The organism is Cryobacterium sp. SO2, from assembly GCF_026151165.2.
Taxonomy (GTDB): Bacteria; Actinomycetota; Actinomycetes; order Actinomycetales; family Microbacteriaceae; genus Cryobacterium.
The window spans coordinates 98,923-114,873 of sequence record NZ_CP117849.1; the positions used below are offsets into that span (position 1 = coordinate 98,923).

General features: G+C 69.9%; 13 protein-coding genes. 5 read left to right on the plus strand and 8 right to left on the minus strand.

Annotation, left to right across the window (positions count from 1 at the left end):
• The first annotated feature begins 83 nt into the window (after positions 1-83).
• Both BJQ94_RS00465 and BJQ94_RS00470 read left to right on the plus strand, forming a co-directional pair.
• The gene (locus BJQ94_RS00465; protein WP_265399474.1) at positions 84-1,082 is read left to right on the plus strand and encodes an ABC transporter ATP-binding protein; all 999 of its coding nucleotides are present in this window, start codon (positions 84-86) and stop codon (positions 1,080-1,082) included.
• Complete coding sequence (locus tag BJQ94_RS00470) at positions 1,079-2,746, plus strand: hypothetical protein (protein WP_265399475.1); 1,668 nt, start codon at positions 1,079-1,081, stop codon at positions 2,744-2,746. Before BJQ94_RS00465 ends, BJQ94_RS00470 begins: the two co-directional genes overlap by 4 nt.
• Before the next feature lie 34 nt (positions 2,747-2,780).
• Here BJQ94_RS00470 and BJQ94_RS00475 read toward each other — a convergent pair whose 3' ends face one another.
• Positions 2,781-5,081 carry a glycosyltransferase family 2 protein gene (locus tag BJQ94_RS00475; protein ID WP_265399476.1) on the minus strand — a complete coding sequence of 767 codons (2,301 nt, stop codon included), beginning with the start codon at positions 5,079-5,081 and terminating at the stop codon, positions 2,781-2,783.
• A gap of 130 nt (positions 5,082-5,211) precedes the next feature.
• On the opposite strand from BJQ94_RS00475, the gene BJQ94_RS00480 reads away from it, so the two are divergent.
• The gene (locus BJQ94_RS00480; RefSeq protein ID WP_265399477.1) at positions 5,212-6,723 is read left to right on the plus strand and encodes a carbohydrate-binding protein; all 1,512 of its coding nucleotides are present in this window, start codon (positions 5,212-5,214) and stop codon (positions 6,721-6,723) included.
• 16 nt (positions 6,724-6,739) lie between these two features.
• Here BJQ94_RS00480 and BJQ94_RS00485 read toward each other — a convergent pair whose 3' ends face one another.
• Positions 6,740-7,669 (minus strand): NADP-dependent oxidoreductase, encoded by a 930-nt coding sequence (locus BJQ94_RS00485; protein WP_265399478.1) that lies wholly within the window; start codon positions 7,667-7,669, stop codon positions 6,740-6,742.
• Positions 7,670-7,821: 152 nt separating this feature from the next.
• Here BJQ94_RS00485 and BJQ94_RS00490 point away from each other — a divergent pair, with 152 nt between their 5' ends.
• Both BJQ94_RS00490 and BJQ94_RS00495 read left to right on the plus strand, forming a co-directional pair.
• Positions 7,822-9,786, plus strand: a complete 1,965-nt coding sequence (locus tag BJQ94_RS00490) for a M13-type metalloendopeptidase (protein WP_265399479.1) — start codon at positions 7,822-7,824, stop codon at positions 9,784-9,786.
• An 84-nt stretch (positions 9,787-9,870) separates the two neighbouring features.
• Positions 9,871-10,779, plus strand: a complete 909-nt coding sequence (locus BJQ94_RS00495; RefSeq protein ID WP_265399480.1) for a serine hydrolase — start codon at positions 9,871-9,873, stop codon at positions 10,777-10,779.
• Between the two features lie 54 nt (positions 10,780-10,833).
• Here BJQ94_RS00495 and BJQ94_RS00500 read toward each other — a convergent pair whose 3' ends face one another.
• From BJQ94_RS00500 to BJQ94_RS00525, 6 genes are all read right to left on the minus strand, one after another.
• Complete coding sequence (locus BJQ94_RS00500) at positions 10,834-11,409, minus strand: YdeI/OmpD-associated family protein (protein ID WP_265399481.1); 576 nt, start codon at positions 11,407-11,409, stop codon at positions 10,834-10,836.
• 23 nt (positions 11,410-11,432) lie between these two features.
• A complete protein-coding gene (locus BJQ94_RS00505) occupies positions 11,433-12,014 on the minus strand; it encodes a DUF5655 domain-containing protein (RefSeq protein ID WP_265399482.1) in 582 nt (193 codons plus the stop codon).
• Between the two features lie 26 nt (positions 12,015-12,040).
• Entirely contained in the window at positions 12,041-12,481 is a 441-nt protein-coding gene (locus BJQ94_RS00510; RefSeq protein ID WP_265399483.1) for an NUDIX domain-containing protein, read from the minus strand.
• A complete protein-coding gene (locus BJQ94_RS00515) occupies positions 12,478-13,308 on the minus strand; it encodes a shikimate 5-dehydrogenase (protein WP_265399484.1) in 831 nt (276 codons plus the stop codon). Before BJQ94_RS00515 ends, BJQ94_RS00510 begins: the two co-directional genes overlap by 4 nt.
• 82 nt (positions 13,309-13,390) lie before the next feature.
• On the minus strand, positions 13,391-13,600 hold the full coding sequence (locus tag BJQ94_RS00520) for a YbdD/YjiX family protein (RefSeq protein WP_265399485.1): 210 nt from the start codon (positions 13,598-13,600) through the stop codon (positions 13,391-13,393).
• Between the two features lie 13 nt (positions 13,601-13,613).
• Positions 13,614-15,896, minus strand: coding sequence for a carbon starvation CstA family protein (locus tag BJQ94_RS00525; RefSeq protein ID WP_265399486.1), 2,283 nt, complete (start codon positions 15,894-15,896; stop codon positions 13,614-13,616).
• Positions 15,897-15,951 lie beyond the last annotated feature (55 nt).

The following is a 15,951-nucleotide window of genomic DNA, read 5'->3' on the forward strand; positions in this document are numbered from 1 at the left end:
GGCGTAGAAGTCTGATTCCTCGACTCTAGTTAGCCGACAGGGCCGGGCGCGCACGGGCGGGGTTCGGGCGTAGTCTCACCGGTATGGACCCTGTTGTTCAGACGCGTGACCTCACCAAACGATTCGGCCGGGTGCAGGCCCTCGACGGCGTGAACCTGGCGGTGGCCGCCGGCGAGGTGCACGGCTTCGTCGGACCGAACGGTGCGGGCAAGTCCACCACCATCCGCATCCTGCTCGGCCTGATGCGGGCCGGCGGCGGGTCGGCCACGGTGTTCGGCGCCGACCCCTGGGCGGATGCCCCTGCCCTGCACCGCCGTATCGCCTATGTGCCCGGCGATGTGAGTCTGTGGCCCAACCTCTCCGGCGGCGAAGTCATCGACCTGCTCGCCCGGCTGCGCGGGGCGCATACCGCCGACCCGGCCTACCAGGCCCGCCGCCGACAGCTGCTCGAGAGCTTCCAGCTCGACCCCACCCGCAAGGGCCGCACCTACTCCACCGGCAACCGGCAGAAGGTTGCACTCGTGGCGGCGTTCGCCGTGCCCGCCGACCTGCTGATCCTCGACGAACCCACCTCAGGCCTCGACCCGCTGATGGATGCCGTCTTCCGCGCCGAGATCAGCGCGTCGGTCGCGGCCGGGGCCACCGTGCTGCTCTCCAGCCACATCCTCAGCGAGGTGGAGCGGCTCTGCGACCGGGTGAGCATCATCCGCGCCGGCCGCATCATCGAGACGGGCACGCTGCCGGAGCTGCGCCATCTCACCCGCACCGAGGTGTCCTTCGCCGCCGACGGGGTGGCCGAAGCGGGCCCGGCCGGTCTGGCCGCCAGGCTCCCGGGCGCGCACGACCTCACCGTGGAGGCGGGCCGGGTCAGTTTCAGCGTCGACGGCGCCACCCTGTCGGCGCTGCTGCCCACGCTGTCCGATCTGCGGGTGCAGGCGCTCACGGTGGCGGAGCCGACCCTGGAGAGCGTGTTCCTGCGCCACTACCGCGAAGACGCCGACAGCGGCACGCCCCAGGATCGCGACGCTCAGCCGGCTCAGGAGCAGGAGCCCGAGCCCACCCACCATCGGCACCGCCGATGACGACGGTGTCCGCGCGGCCCGCGGCCCCTGCCGTTCACGCCGGCCCGGCGGGCACGCTCTGGCCCGTGCTGTGGCTGCGGTTGCGCCGCGACCGGATCCAGCTCCCGGTCTGGATCCTCGCGCTCGCGGCCTTCGCCCTGCTCAGCGCTACCGCGGTTCCCGCCAGCCTCGGGGCCGCCAACCAGCGGGACGACCTCATCCGGGTGATCGTCGGCACACCGACCATCCTGATCTTCCGTGGCGAGCCGCGCGGCACGGGCACGGGCGCCGTGGTCTTCTTCCAGGTGTTCGCCAATCTCGCCGTGGCGGTGGCGTTCATGAGTACCTTCCTCGCCGTGCGGCACTCCCGCGCCGAGGAGGAATCCGGTCGCTCTGACCTGCTCGGCGCCACGCCCGTCGGCCGCGTGGTGCCTCTCATCGCCACGGTGCTGCACGGCGTCGCGGCCTCCCTGGCGGTGGGCGTCGCCGTGGGCCTCGCGGTGGCCCTGAGCGGCCTGAACCCCACGGGGTCGGTGCTGATGGGCGCGGCGCTGACCGGCACCGGCATAACCTTCCTCGGCGTCGGTCTGGTCGCCGCGCAGCTGATGCGCACCTCCCGCGGCGCCAACGGGCTCGCCGCCGCTTCGGTCGGCGTCGCCTATGTCCTGCGCGCGCTCGGCGACGCCGGTGGCACCCCGGCGGCGGACGGGTTCAGCCTCACCAGCGCCTGGCCGAGCTGGCTCTCGCCCATCGGCTGGGGCCAGCACACCCGCGCCTTCACCGAGAATTCGGCCGGGCCGCTCGCGCTCGACCTGGTGGCGGCGGCCGTGCTCGTGGCCGTCGCCCTGCTGCTGCAGTCCCGGCGCGACACCGGGTCGAGCGTGTTCGCCGAACGCCCCGGCCGGGCGGCGGCCGCGGCGCGGCTGAGCGGCTCCCTCGGGCTGACCTGGCGACTGCAGTGGCCGGCCATCCTGGGCTGGGCGCTCACCGGGCTCGTGTTCGGGGCGTTGGCGGGCAGCCTGGGCGAGAGCGTCGTCACCGTGATGGAGGACAACCCGGTCTTCCAGGACGTGCTGGTGGGCCTGGCCGGCGGACGGGGTGCCATCATCGACCTCTTCACCGCCACCCTGTTCAGCCTCGTCGGCGTGCTCGCCGCCGCCGCGTCCATTCAGACGATGCTCCGTGCGCGCCAGGAAGAGGCCGCCGGAGTGGCCGAGGTCCTGCTGAGCACGCGCCTGGGGCGCATCCGGTGGTTGTTCGACACGGTGCTCGTCGGGCTCGCGGCCATCGTGCTCGTGCTCACGGCAGCCGTCGTCGGTGGGGCCGCCGGGCTCATCCGGTCGGCAGATGCCGCCGATCGGATCACCAGCGTGCTGCAGGCCGGCCTGGCCCAGCTGCCCGCCGCCGCGCTCCTGCTGGCGGTCACCGCGCTGCTCGTCGCGGTACTCCCGCGCTGGAGCATCGGCCTGAGCTGGGCCGTGCTGGTAGCCGCGGTGGTGTTCGGCCAGTTCGGTGAGCTGCTCGACCTGCCCGAGTGGTTGCGCGATCTCTCGCCGTTCACCCACACCCCGGCCGTGGCGGCGGCCGCACCGGACTGGAGCGGGGCCTGGTGGATGAGCGCGCTCGCCGTGGTGCTGGCCGCGGTGGCATTCGGCGGCATCCGGCGGCGTGACCTCGCCCCCTGACCTCGCCCCGTGAACCGGGCCGGCACCGGCCGGGCTAGCGGATGCCGATCCGTCGGCGGCGGTCCTTGGTGCTGCGCACGTCCCTGGCCAGCCGGCGGTCGCCGTGGTACAGGATGCGCTGCCAATCGACGGGCGCGCTCGGGTCGACGAGAGACGCCGGATCGAACGGCTTCTTCTTGGGCTTCCTCTCGTCGACGTAGAGGAAGTTGAGGAAGCCGAGCCAGGTGTCCACGATGGAGTTGCGGATGCCGATGTAGCTGCGGATCGCGCCGGCGGCCATCACGGCGTTGAAGCCCGCGAACAGGGCGTTGCCCCAGTTCTGGTGGATGACGTCGCGGTAGAGCGTGAGCAGCGAGAACAGCACGATCAGGTACGGCACGATCACGTAGAGCGCCGGTGCCGCGGTGCGGTCCTTCACCTTGGGGGTGCGCACGAACGGGATCTTCTCGCCGGTGAGCATCTGCTGGAAGGATTTCAGCACGCCGGCCAGGTTGACCGGCAGCAACACCAGGTTGAACCCGTAGATGCGGAAGATGTCACTGAAGCGGTGCCCGGCCTCACGCAGGTCGAAGCCCATGGCGACGAAGTACGGCATCGCGGCGAGGAACACGAACGGACTGAGCAGACGGCTGTCGTAGGGATAGGCGAGCAGGAACAGCAGGCCGAAGCTGCCCCACGCGATCGAGGCCATGTAGTTGCCGCGCAGCGCGATCTCGGCCAGCAGCACGTGCTCGCGGTTGAACCGGCGGGTGCGCAGCTGGTCGAAGAACTTGGGCAGGATCAGCAGGCCGCCGTTCGCCCAGCGCCGGCGCTGCACGATGAGGGAGCCGAAGTCCGGCGGGGTGGCGCTGTAGCTGAGCCGTTCGGGATAGTTCACCAGGGTCCAGCCGTGCCGGCCCAGGTCGATGCTCGACTCGGTGTCCTCGATCACGGTGCGGTCCTGGATGAAGGTCTTGATGGTGAACCCTGCCACCACCTCGGTCTCGACGATGTCCTCGAGCGCGCGCTTGCGGATGACGGCGTTGGCGCCGACCCAGAAGGTGGCGTTGTAGTAGGTCATGCCCTGGTGCAGCATGTGCTGCAGGTCGGTGCTCGCCCCTGCCACGCGCTCGATGCGGGTGGGCGCGCCCCGGAACGCCGAGTATGGCGTCTGGGTCACGGCCACCTGCGCGTTCTCGGCCTGTTCGAGCAGGTAGACCAGGCGCACGCAGTAGTCGCGCAGCAGCAGCGAGTCGGCGTCGAGGGTGAGCAGGTAGGTGGTGTCCGGCAGCACCAGGTCGCCGATGTCGCCCTCGGCTGTCTCGCGCAGCACGACGCCGTCCGAGGTCTGTTCGGTGGTCCAGGACCGGCCCATCAGGCCGATGTAGGAGTTCAGGTTCATGGCCTTGTTCGCCTCGTGCGAGAGCGACGAGAACATCTTGCGTTCGAAGGAGCCCACCTGGCAGCTGAAGATGCGGGCCAGGCGCAGCCCGAGGGTGATCAACTGGTCGGCGTCGGGGTACGACTCCTGCACGAGCGACCCGTTGAGGGCCAGCAGGCTCAGTCGCAGCTCTCTGGCCAGGCCCATCACGACCTGGTCGACGAAGAACTCGTCCACGTGGTCGGCGACGGGTTCGGTGTCGGCCAGTGTCTCGAGCCAGTCCGCGGCCGCGGCGTAGTCGTCGGCGAGCAGCTGCACATCGGCCCGCCGCACGACCTTCTTCTTGGTGTTGAACCGTTTGGCGCGGGCAGCCACGGATGCGATGAAGCGCTCGGCGGGTTCACGCAGCGCCGCCTCGATCTGGCCGGGCAGCGCCCTGGTGGCGTTCAGCGTCGCCAGCTTGTCCGGGTCGGTGGGGAACGGCGGGTCGTCGAGCAGGAGCACCACGTTGAGGTGGGGGAATTCCTGCAGCGCGGCCGACCACAGGGTCGCGCGCACGACGTTGGTCTCCTCCGCGTAGCTCGGCACGAGCACTGTGATGGCCTCGTCGTAGTCGGCGAAGTGCCGGTCCAGCTCGCCGCGCGGCACCCTGTCGTGGCTGCGGAACCTGTAGAGGGCGCCCTGGCGGGCGACGAGGTACATCAGCGCGGAGAAGGTGAGGATCGTGACGACGGTGAGGTACCCGATGGCCTCCACGGTGAACCTGAACCCCGAGCCGGGGTTGTTCACGAATTCGCGAATGACGGTCGAGAACACGTACAGCACCCAGAAGGTGACCGTCGAGAGGATGGCAAGCCGGCCGAGCGTGATCGTGCGGTTGGACGGCCGGGCGTGCACAATCGACAATGGCTCACTACGCCGTTCCGCGCCCCACTGCCGGCGCCGACCGCTCGAAATCTCACCCGTCAGGTCCATGATTCTTTCCCCAGTTCCCCGTACGGCGAGTTTGTATGCAACTGTATCTAGATCGTAGTGAACCATGAGTGGGGGGCAATTGTCCAAGCGTTTTCCCGGCCGACGCTTGTCGGTTCTTCGACTGACCGGCGTGTTCGTCGTCGTCGCCGGCCTGCTCTTCTCCGGCTTCCAGGGCTGGCGCTGGTTCCAGGACTCCAACACCGAGCGCCCGACGGCGTGGATGGCCGGATACGTGGACGTCACGGCGACGCCCAACTACGCTTTCGAGAACCCGGTCTCCGCCGCCGGTGACCACGTGGTGCTGTCCTTCGTCGTGGCGTCGACCGAGGACGCCTGCGAACCGTCCTGGGGCACCTTCTACTCACTCGCAGAGGCCGACGCGGCGCTGGACCTCGACCGTCGCATCGCCCGCCGCGACCAGCAGGGCGGCGACGTGATCGTGTCGTTCGGCGGTCAGCTCAACGATGAGCTCGCCACCGGCTGCACGGATGCGTCGGCGCTCAAGGACGCCTACGAATCGGTGATCGACCGGTACGACCTGAACACCATCGACCTCGACCTCGAGGGCGACAACCTCGCCGACACGGCGGCCGGCGAACGGCGGGCCGGCGTGATCGCCACCATCCAGAAGCAGCGCGCCTCCACCGACACCCCGCTCGCGGTCTGGCTCACCCTGCCGGTGCTGCCGACCGGCCTCACCCCGGAGGGCACTGACGCCGTCGCGAAGATGCTCGACGCCGGCGTGGACCTGGCCGGCGTGAACCTGATGACCATGGACTACGGCGACAGCCGCGGCACCCTGAGCATGGTGGACGCCAGCGAGGGCGCCCTGAACGGCACCCACGCCCAGCTCAAGACGCTCTACGGGCGGCAGGGCATGACCCTGGGCTCGAAGCAGCTCTGGAACAAGATCGGCATGACCCCGATGGTCGGCCAGAACGACGTCGCCGGTGAGATCCTCACCCTCGACGACGCGGTGGCCCTGAACGCCTTCGCGTTGGACAACGGCGTCGGCCGGGTCTCCCTCTGGTCGTTGAACCGCGACCAGACCTGCGGCTCGAACTACCCGGACGTCACCAGGGTCTCCGACTCGTGCAGCGGCGTGCAGCAGGGCGACCAGTCCTACGCCACCCTGCTCGGGGCCTCGTTCACCGGCACGCCGCACGCCAACGCGGCCGCCGTCACCACCGCCGAACCCACGGCCTCGGCCGCCGACCTGCTGGACGACCCTGACGCGAGCCCGTACCAGGTCTGGTCGGAAGAGGTGGCGTACGCCAAGGACACCAAGGTGGTCTGGCACAAAGAGGTCTACATCGCCAAGTACTGGACGCAGGGCGACCTGCCGGACAACCCCGTGCTGCAGTCGACCGAGACCCCGTGGACCCTGCTCGGCCCGGTGCTGCCGGGCGAGACGCCGGTTCCGCTGGCGACCCTGGAACCGGGCGCGTTCCCGGAGTGGGACGGAACCGCCGTCTACACCGAGGGCGACAGGGTGATGTTCGAATCCATCACCTACGAGGCGAAGTGGTGGACGACCGGCGACAGCCCGCAGGCTGCCGCCGTCGACGCGGACTCGTCGCCGTGGCGGCAGCTCACCGCGGCGGAGATCACCGCGCTGCTCGACGCCGACGTGGCCGGGTAGCCGCCGCCGGAGAGTTCTACGGCAGGATGACGAGCTTGCCGCGGGCGCCGGCGTCGAACGCCTCGAAGGCGTCCGCCACATCCGCCAGCGCGTAGCTGCCCTGCACGGAGACGCTCGTGCGCCCCGCGGCCAGGCTCTCGGCCAGGCGCGCCAGCACGACGGGGGTGGGATCGGCGAAGACCGGCAGCACCTCGATGCCGTCGGCGGAGAGCTGGTCGGGCGAGGCGACGAGGGTGGAGACGAACCGGCCGCCCGCACGCAGCGCCGGCAGCACGGTGGCCGGGTCGCCGGCGAAGTGCAGGATCACGTCGACGCCGTCGGCGTGGTCGGCCAGCACCGCCTCGGCGATGTTCTGGGTGTGGTCCACGATCTCGGTCGCGCCGAGCAGGCGCACCTGGGCGATGCCCAGGGCGGTGCGTGCGGTGGCGATGACCGTGGCACCGGCGGATGCGGCGAGCTGCACGGCCTGGTTGCCGACGCCGCCGGTGGCGCCGACGATCAGCACGGTGCTGCCCGGTGCCAGCTGGGCGGCATCAATCGCGGCCTGTGCCGCCGTGCCGGCCAGCCCGAGGGCGGCGCCGCGGGCGAAGTCGATCTGGGCGGGAAGGACCGCCAGTCCCGTGGACACGGGGACGACGACGAACTCGCCGAACGAGCCGTCGCCGAGGTGCGCCTTGGTGACGACGCCGAAGACCCGGTCGCCGACCGCGTACTCGGAGACGCCGTCGCCGATGGCGTCGACGATTCCGGCGAAGTCCTTGCCCAGCACCACCGGGAAGCGGTGTTCCATGTGGTCCTTGAGGTACCCGGCGGCCACGGCCAGGTCGAAGCCGTTCACGGAGGCGGCGTGCACCCGCACCCGCACCTCGCCCGCGGCCGGCTGGGGGGTGTCGATCTCGGCCAGCTCGAGGGCGGAGCCGAACTCTGGCAGTGTGATGACGCGCATGGGGATCTCCTGGGTCAGGGTCACAAGCGACCCGTCTGGAGCGCCGTATTAGCTCATGGTCCCACGGCCGGCGCATCCGCCACCACGGCCCATAGTCCCAGACCGGTCGCATCCCTTCCCCCAGCACGGCACGACGAGGTTAGGGTGGTGGGATGACTGATCAGGCGACTGCATCCGGAATCGACACCGACGAACTCGACCCGGGCGTGCGCCCGCAGGACGACCTCTTCCGCCACGTGAACGGCAAGTGGATCGCCCGCACCGAGATCCCGAACGACAAGGCCCGCTGGGGCTCGTTCTACCTGCTCGCCGAAGAAGCCGAGAAGGCCGTGCAGGACATCATCCTCGAGGCGCAGACCGCCGCCGAGGGCACGGAGGAGCGCAAGTTCGGCGACCTCTATGCCAGCTTCATGGACGAGGAACGCATCGAGAAGCTCGGCGCCACCCCGCTCGCCGCCGACCTCGCCACCGTCGACGGCATCAGCTCGGTTCCGGTGTTCCTGGCCACCCTCGGCCGCCTCGAGCGCGCCGGTGTCGCCGGCGCCTTCCAGCTCTACGTCGACAACGACCCGGGCAACCCCGAGCGCTACCTGGTCTTCGTGGAGCAGGCCGGCCTCGGCCTGCCGGACGAGTCCTATTACCGCGACGAGAAGTTCGCCGGCGTGCGGGCGGCCTACCTGCCGTTCGTCGAGCGGATGCTCACCCTCGCCGGCATCGACGACGCCGCCGGCCGGGCCGCGCGCATCGTGGCCCTCGAGACCGAGCTGGCCAGCCACCACTGGGACAACGTGCGCACCCGCGACAGCGAGAAGACCTACAACCTCAAGACCTGGGACCAGCTCTCCGCGCTCGCCGCCGGCGCCGACCTCGACCTCTGGCTCGAGGGCCTGGACGCCCCGGCCGTGGCCTTCACCGAGGTCGTGGTGCGCGAGCCCAGCTTCGTCGTCGGCCTGGCCGAGATGCTCACGGATGACAGGCTCGACGCGTGGCGGGACTGGCTGCGCTGGCAGGTCATCCGCTCGAGCGCCGCCTACCTGTCGAGCGATTTCGTCGAGGCCAACTTCGACTTCTACGGTCGCACCCTCACCGGTACCCCGCAGATGCGGGCCCGCTGGAAGCGCGGCGTCTCTCTCGTGGAGGGCGCACTCGGCGAGGCCGTCGGCCGCATCTACGTGGAGCGGCACTTCTCGCCCGACGCGAAGACCAGCATGGACGTGCTCGTCGGCTACCTCGTCGAGGCCTACCGCGCCAGCATCACCGGACTGGACTGGATGACGGCCGAGACCCGCCAGCGGGCGCTGGAGAAGCTGGACAAGTTCACCCCCAAGATCGGCTTCCCGGTGAAGTGGCGCGACTACTCCACCCTGGCCATCGACGCCGGCGACCTGATCAAGAACGTCCGCGCGGCCGGCGAGTTCGAGTTCCACCGCGAGCTGGGCAAGATCGGCAACCCGCTCGACCGGGACGAGTGGTTCATGACCCCGCAGACCATCAACGCCTATTACAACCCGGGCTTCAACGAGATCGTCTTCCCCGCCGCCATCCTGCAGGTGCCGTTCTTCGACGTGAACCGGGATGCCGCCGCGAACTACGGCGCCATCGGCGCTGTCATCGGCCACGAGATCGGCCACGGCTTCGACGACCAGGGCTCCAAGTACGACGGCGACGGCAAGCTCACCGACTGGTGGACCGAGGCCGACCGGGCCGCGTTCGAGGAACGCACGGCGTCGCTGATCGAGCAGTACGACGCCCTCGCGCCGGCGCAGGTGCCCGACCACCACGTGAACGGCGCGCTCACCATCGGCGAGAACATCGGCGACCTCGGCGGTCTGTCCATCGCTTGGAAGGCCTACCTGCTCTCCCTCGAGGGCGCGGAGCCGCCCGTGATCGACGGTCTCACCGGGGCGGAGCGGTTCTTCCTCTCCTGGGCGCAGGCCTGGCAGATGAAGCTGCGCGACGAGGAGGCCATCCGGCTGCTCGCGATCGACCCGCACTCGCCGAACGAGTTCCGCTGCAACCAGATTGTGCGCAATATCGACGAGTACTACACGGCGTTCGGGGTCACGGAGTCGGATGCCGCCTGGCTCGCTCCTGAGAAGCGCGTCACGATCTGGTAGCGTCCTGCGCAGTGTCACACCCGGTGGGTTAGGGTGTTCGCGGAGGCTGAGAACAGCCCGGAGATCCAGAGGATACAAGCAGTAGTGGTCGCGCCAGCACAGGAATCCGAACGACGTTCCCGGCATGGGGTCGAGCGGCGAGGCAAGCACCGCGAGGCCGCAGCGCCGTCCAGCTTCGAGCGCGGCTTCCAGCACCTCGGTGAGCTCGCCATGGGCGGCGCCCAGGTGTCGGCCAGGGCCACTGACCTGGCCACCGGCCGGGTGCTGTTCTCCGTCGACGACCACGTGGTGATGCCCATGGCCGGTGTCGGCACCGTGCTTCTGCTCATCGAGGTGGCCTCGCGGCTGCGTGACCCCGACTTCGGCGCGTATACGATCCTCGACCGCACGGTGAACGACTCCGTGGCCGGCTCGGGGCTCTGGCAGCACCTGCAGGCGCCGTCGCTGCCCGTCGCCGATCTCGCCGCCCTCGTGGGCGCCACCAACGACAACCTCGCCACCAATGTGCTGCTGCGCGCCGTGGGCCTGGAGGCGGTGCGCCGCCGTACCGTCGAGCTCGGCCTGGACCGCACCGGCCTGCTCGACCTGGTGCGCGACGAGCGCGGCCCCGACGATGCCCCGAACCTGTCCATCGGCAGCGCCAACGAGCTCACCTGGCTGTTCACGGCTCTGGCCCGCGGCGAGATCCTCGACGACGAGGGCAGCGAACGGGTGCTCGGTTGGCTCTCGCTCAACTCCGATCTCTCCATGGTCGCCAGCGCCTTCGGCTTCTCGCCGCACGCGCACCGCGAACCCTCGCACGGGGTGCTGCTGGTGAACAAGACCGGAACAGACACCGGCGTGCGCAGCGAGGTGGGCGTACTGCGCGGACCGCGCGCCGGAGTGGCCTACGCCGTCTCTGTGTTCTTCGAAGACCACTCGCTGTCGTCGCGCCTCTCGGTGCTGGACGGCATGCGCTCGGTGGGCCTGGACCTCCTCGAATACGTGCACTAACCATCCGCGAGCCGTGAGAAAAGCCCCGAAAACCTCGAGTTTTCGGGGCTTTTCTCACGGCTCGCGGACGCGTTTGTTCAGGGATGCCGCCTCTGCCGTCGCCTGGATGCGCGCGGCGCGGGTCTCCGGGCGCTTGGCCAGCACGATCCACTCCAGGATGGCGCGGCGCGGGGAGCGCGGGAACGCGTCCCAGTTCGCCCTGGCACCAGCGAAAGCGGCCAGTGCCGCGGCGAGGTCCGGTGGCACGATCAGGTCCTCCACCTCGTCGAGCCGGGTCCAGGAACCATCTGCTTCGGCGGAACGCACCGCGGCCTCGCCGGCCGGGCGCATCAGGCCCTCCTGTCGCAGCCTCTCGATGCGGAGCTTGTTGGGCCGGGACCAGGAGCTGCCGCGCCGGCGCGGGGCGAAGTAGAGCATGGTGCGCCGGTCATCCAGGCGGCTGCCCTTGCTGTCGACCCAGCCAACGGCGAGGGCCTCGAGCACGGCCTCGTCGTAGCCGAGCACCGGCATGCCTGAGGCCTGCCGCCAGGTGACCAGCCAGACGCCCGACCTCACCAGGTGGTGCTCGGCCAGCCAGGCGCGCCAGGCGAGCCTGTCCTCCGGGTGCACCCGCTCGACTTCGTCACTCACGCCGCGAGCATACCCGGGCGGCGCTAGGTGGTCGTGTCGTAGGCGTGCTTCAGCCAGGCGGCCACGTCGGCGTCGACCTGGCCGGGGGCCGTGAGCGGGATGAACGAGGGGAACGCCGGGCCCAGCTCGGCGCTGCGCCGCAGCCGGGTGCTGGGCGCGGTCGGGGGCAGCTCGATGCGAAGGCCCAGGTCGACCCGGTGCTTGGTGGTCGGCTGCACGATCGCGAAGGTGCCGTGCGGGCCCGTCAGAGCCACATGGGTCTGGCGGGTCTGGATGCCGACGTCGTCGAGGTCGCCCGCGTAGAGCAGCACGGCGTCGAGGATCGGCCGCAGCGCCGGCCGGTCGTCGTACTGAGCGTCGAGCATCTCGTCGGCCACCCGCACCGCCGAGTCCGGATAGCCGAACGTCTCGTGCACGAGCAGGGCACGCGGGTAGCCGGAGACCCCCTCGCGGGTGAGCCAGTCGCGCAGCACGTGTTCGCCGGGCGGGTCCAGGTCACGGATGCGGGCCAGCCAGTGTTCGAGGCCGTTGCCCGTCGAACGCTCGAGAAGCCCGATCTCCCACAGCCGGATGTCCGCCCAGGAAAGCGGCTGCGCATCGGTCATGCACGCACAGTACCCCGAGAGAGGGGTTAGTCGATGAGGCCGGATGCCTGCAGGCGGGCTAGGACTTCGGCGCCGGCGGGGGGACAGCGGTGCGCATCGGCCGCGGTGGCCCAGTGCAGGGCGCTCACCTCGGCGCTCGCCGCGGGGTTGTCCGCTGTGTCGGCGCCGAACACGGCCATCCGCACCAGCCGGCCCTCCGGCTCGCCGTGCGCTTGGATCAGCACGGTGAACAGTGGAACGAGGCTGGTCGGGTCCAGGCGCAGCGCCACCTCTTCCCAGGCTTCGCGGGCGGCGGCATCCGCCTCGGTCTCGCCCGGATCGATCTTGCCGCCGGGCATGAACCACACGTCGCGGCCGCGGGCGGTGACCATGAGCACCCGGCGGTCGCGGATGAGCGCGATCGCCGCCACCAGGATGTCGGGGTGTGCCGCGGAGGCCGGGCCCGCTCCGGCCGCCACCGCGGTCACGCGCGGGCGAAGGCCGAGGCGGCCTGCACCTGCTCCGGCGTGGGGCGCACACCGGTGTAGCGCTCGAACTGCTCGGCGGCCTGCAGGGCGATCACCTCAGCACCGGTGATCACGGTCTTGCCGGCGGCGCGGGCGGCCAGGATCAGCGGCGTCTCGGCGGGCAGCGCCACGACGTCGAAGACCGTGTCGGCGGCCGCGATGGCCGCGGCCGAGAACGCCAATTCAGCCGCCTGCGCTCCGCCGGCCATGCCGATCGGGGTGACGTTCACCAGCAGCGGTGCGGTCGCGGTGCCGGGCTCGGCCAGCCAGGTGTAGCCGAGCTCCTCGGCCAGGGCGCGGCCGCGGGTCTCGTTGCGGGCCACGACGGTGCCGGCCGTGAAGCCGGAGTCGCGGAGGGCCGCGCCGACGGCCTTGGCCATGCCGCCGGAGCCGCGGAGCAGCAGCGGGGTGGCCGGGTCGAGGTTGTTGCCACGCACCAGGTCGACAGCGGCGATGTAGTCGGTGTTGTATGCACGCAGGTAGCCGTCGTCGTTCACGATGGTGTTCACCGACTGGATGGCCGTGGCCGAGGCGTCGAGTTCGTCGACGAGCGCGATCACGTCTTCCTTGAACGGCATCGACACCGAGCAGCCGCGGATGCCGAGCGCGCGCACTCCGGCAATGGCCCCGGCCAGGTCGGTGGTGGTGAAGGCCTTGTAGACGAAGTCCAGCCCGAACTGCTCGTAGAGGTAGTTGTGGAACCGGGTGCCGAAGTTGCTGGGTCGTGCGGCCAGCGAGATGCAAAGCCTGGTGTCCTTGTTGAGCGGGGGTTTCGTTGAATCAGTCATCACCGTCAATGTTACGGCCCGCCCGGATCGACGCCCGGGCGGGCCGCGGTGCTGTCGGGGCGACGTCGTGAGCTTCTGCCGCTCAGCAGCACCGGCCCTGCGGGTTGGTGTCCTGCCGGTCGGTCTGGTCGCGCCAGAACTCCCGTTCGGTCATCGCCGGCACCCGGGCACCCGTGCCGTGCACCGACTCATGGTGCGCCAGGTACTTGTCGTAGGCATCCTCACCCATGACGCCCTTGACGTACCAGGCGAGCCCGGCCGCGGCGGTGCGCACGGCGGTGACGACGCTCATCGGTGCCCGCCCCTCAGTGCCCGCGCGTCGTGCGCTTGCCCGTGCTCGGGCGGGCGTCCCACAGCGCCTGGGTTGCCTTCTCGGCCGACGTGGCCGCGAGGCCGGACGGCGCGAAGATGCGCGACGGCACGGCGAGGTCTTCGTTGGTCGCGTTCGAGTGCGTGCGCCAGGCGTTCCAGGTGGCCTGGAGCGCGGTGAAGATCACGATGACCGCGAGTGTGACGAAGATGATCGACAGGATGCCCTGCACCATGGTGTTGCGCACAACGGCCTCCATCGCCTCCACCGAGGTGGCCGTGCCGAAGCTCGTCTCGCCGGCGGCCAGGGCCTTGCTGAACGCGGCGTTCTGGGCGAAGTAACCCACGGACGGCACGCTGGAGAAGATCTTCAGGATGGACGCCGTGATGGTGACGACGGCCGCGAAGGCCAGTGGCACCGCGACGATCCAGAGGTACTTGAACATGCCGCGCTTGGCGACGATGGCCAGGCACACGGCCAGAGCGATCGCGGCGAGCAGCTGGTTGGCGATGCCGAACAGCGGGAACAGCGTGTTGATGCCGCCGAGCGGGTCGGTGACGCCCATTACGAGCACAGCGCCCCAGGCCAGCACCATGATGCCGGTGGTGAGCCAGGCGCCGGTGCGCCAGGAGGTGTCCTTGAACTTCGGGAAGAAGTTGCCCAGGCTGTCCTGCAGCATGAACCGGGCCACGCGGGTGCCGGCGTCCACTGCGGTGAGGATGAACAGCGCCTCGAACATGATCGCGAAGTGGTACCAGAACGCCATCATGCCGCTGCCGCCGGCCACCTGCTGCATGATGTGCGCCAGGCCCACCGACAGGGTGGGCGCGCCGCCGGTGCGGGAGACGATGGAGGCTTCGCCGACGTCCTTGGCCGTCTGGATGAGCATCTGCGGGGTGAGGTTCACGCCGGTCAGGCCGAGGCTGTTGACGAAGGTGACCGCGCCCTCGACGGTGCCGCCGGTGAGGGCGGGCGAGGAGTTCATGGCGAAGTAGATGCCGCGGTCGATCGACAGGGCGGCCACGAGGGCCATGATCGCCACGAACGACTCCATCAGCATGCCGCCGTAGCCGATGAACCGGGTCTGGCGTTCCTTCTCGATCAGCTTGGGCGTGGTGCCGGAGGCGATCAGGGCGTGGAAGCCGGAGAGGGCCCCGCAGGCGATGGTGACGAAGAGGAACGGGAAGAGCTGGCCGCTCACCACCGGGCCGGTGCCGCTGGTGGCGAATTCGCTCACCGCGGGAACCGTGATCTCGGGGCGCACGATGATGATCGCCAGGGCGAGCATGCCGATGGTGCCGATCTTCATGAAGGTGGAGAGGTAGTCGCGCGGGGCCAGCAGCAGCCAGACCGGCAGGATCGCGGCCACGAAACCGTAGATGATGATGCCGATGGCCAGCGGCAGCTTGTCGATGTGGAACATCGCGGAGCCCCACTCGGTGCCGGCGATGGCGCCGCCGCCGACGATTGCGGCGATGAGCAGCACGAAGCCGATGATGGAGATCTCGGTGACCTTGCCCGGCCGGAAGAAGCGCAGGTAGCAGCCCATGAACAGGGCGATCGGGATGGTCATGCCGACCGAGAAGACGCCCCAGGCGCTTTCGGCCAGGGCGTTGACCACGACGAGGGCGAGGATGGCCACGATGATCACCATGATCGTGAGGGTGGCGATGAGGGCGGCGGTGCCGCCGACCCGGCCGAGCTCGTCGCGGGCCATCTGGCCCAGCGAGCGGCCGCCGCGGCGCATCGAGAAGAACAGCACCAGGTAGTCCTGCACGGCGCCGGCGAACACGACGCCCACGATGATCCAGATCGTGCCGGGCAGGTAGCCCATCTGGGCGGCGAGCACCGGGCCCACCAGGGGGCCGGCGCCGGCGATGGCGGCGAAGTGGTGGCCGAAGAGCACCCGGCGGTCGGTGGCGGCGTAGTCCTTGCCGTCGGCCTTGTACTCGGCGGGGGTCGCCCGGCGGTCATCCGGCCGGAGCAGGTGCTTCTGGATGTAGTTGGAGTAGAACCTGTAACCGATCAGGTAGGTGCAGATCGCGGCGAAGACGAACCAGATGGCGTTCACGGTCTCGCCGCGCACCACGGCCAGCATCACCCAGCTCAGCCCGCCGAGCAGCGCGATGGCCACCCAGATGGCGATCTTCAGCGGCGTCCAGTGAGCCTCTTCGGCCTCGTGGATGGTGGGATCCAACGCCACGGGCGGCAGCGCCGGGTCCTGGGTCAGGTCTGGTTCGTCGATAGCGTCGTGCGGAATGCTGGACGTGGCGCCCATTGGTACTCCCCTTTGAGATACACAGTGAAACTCACAGCAGTTTGCCGGGTAACTA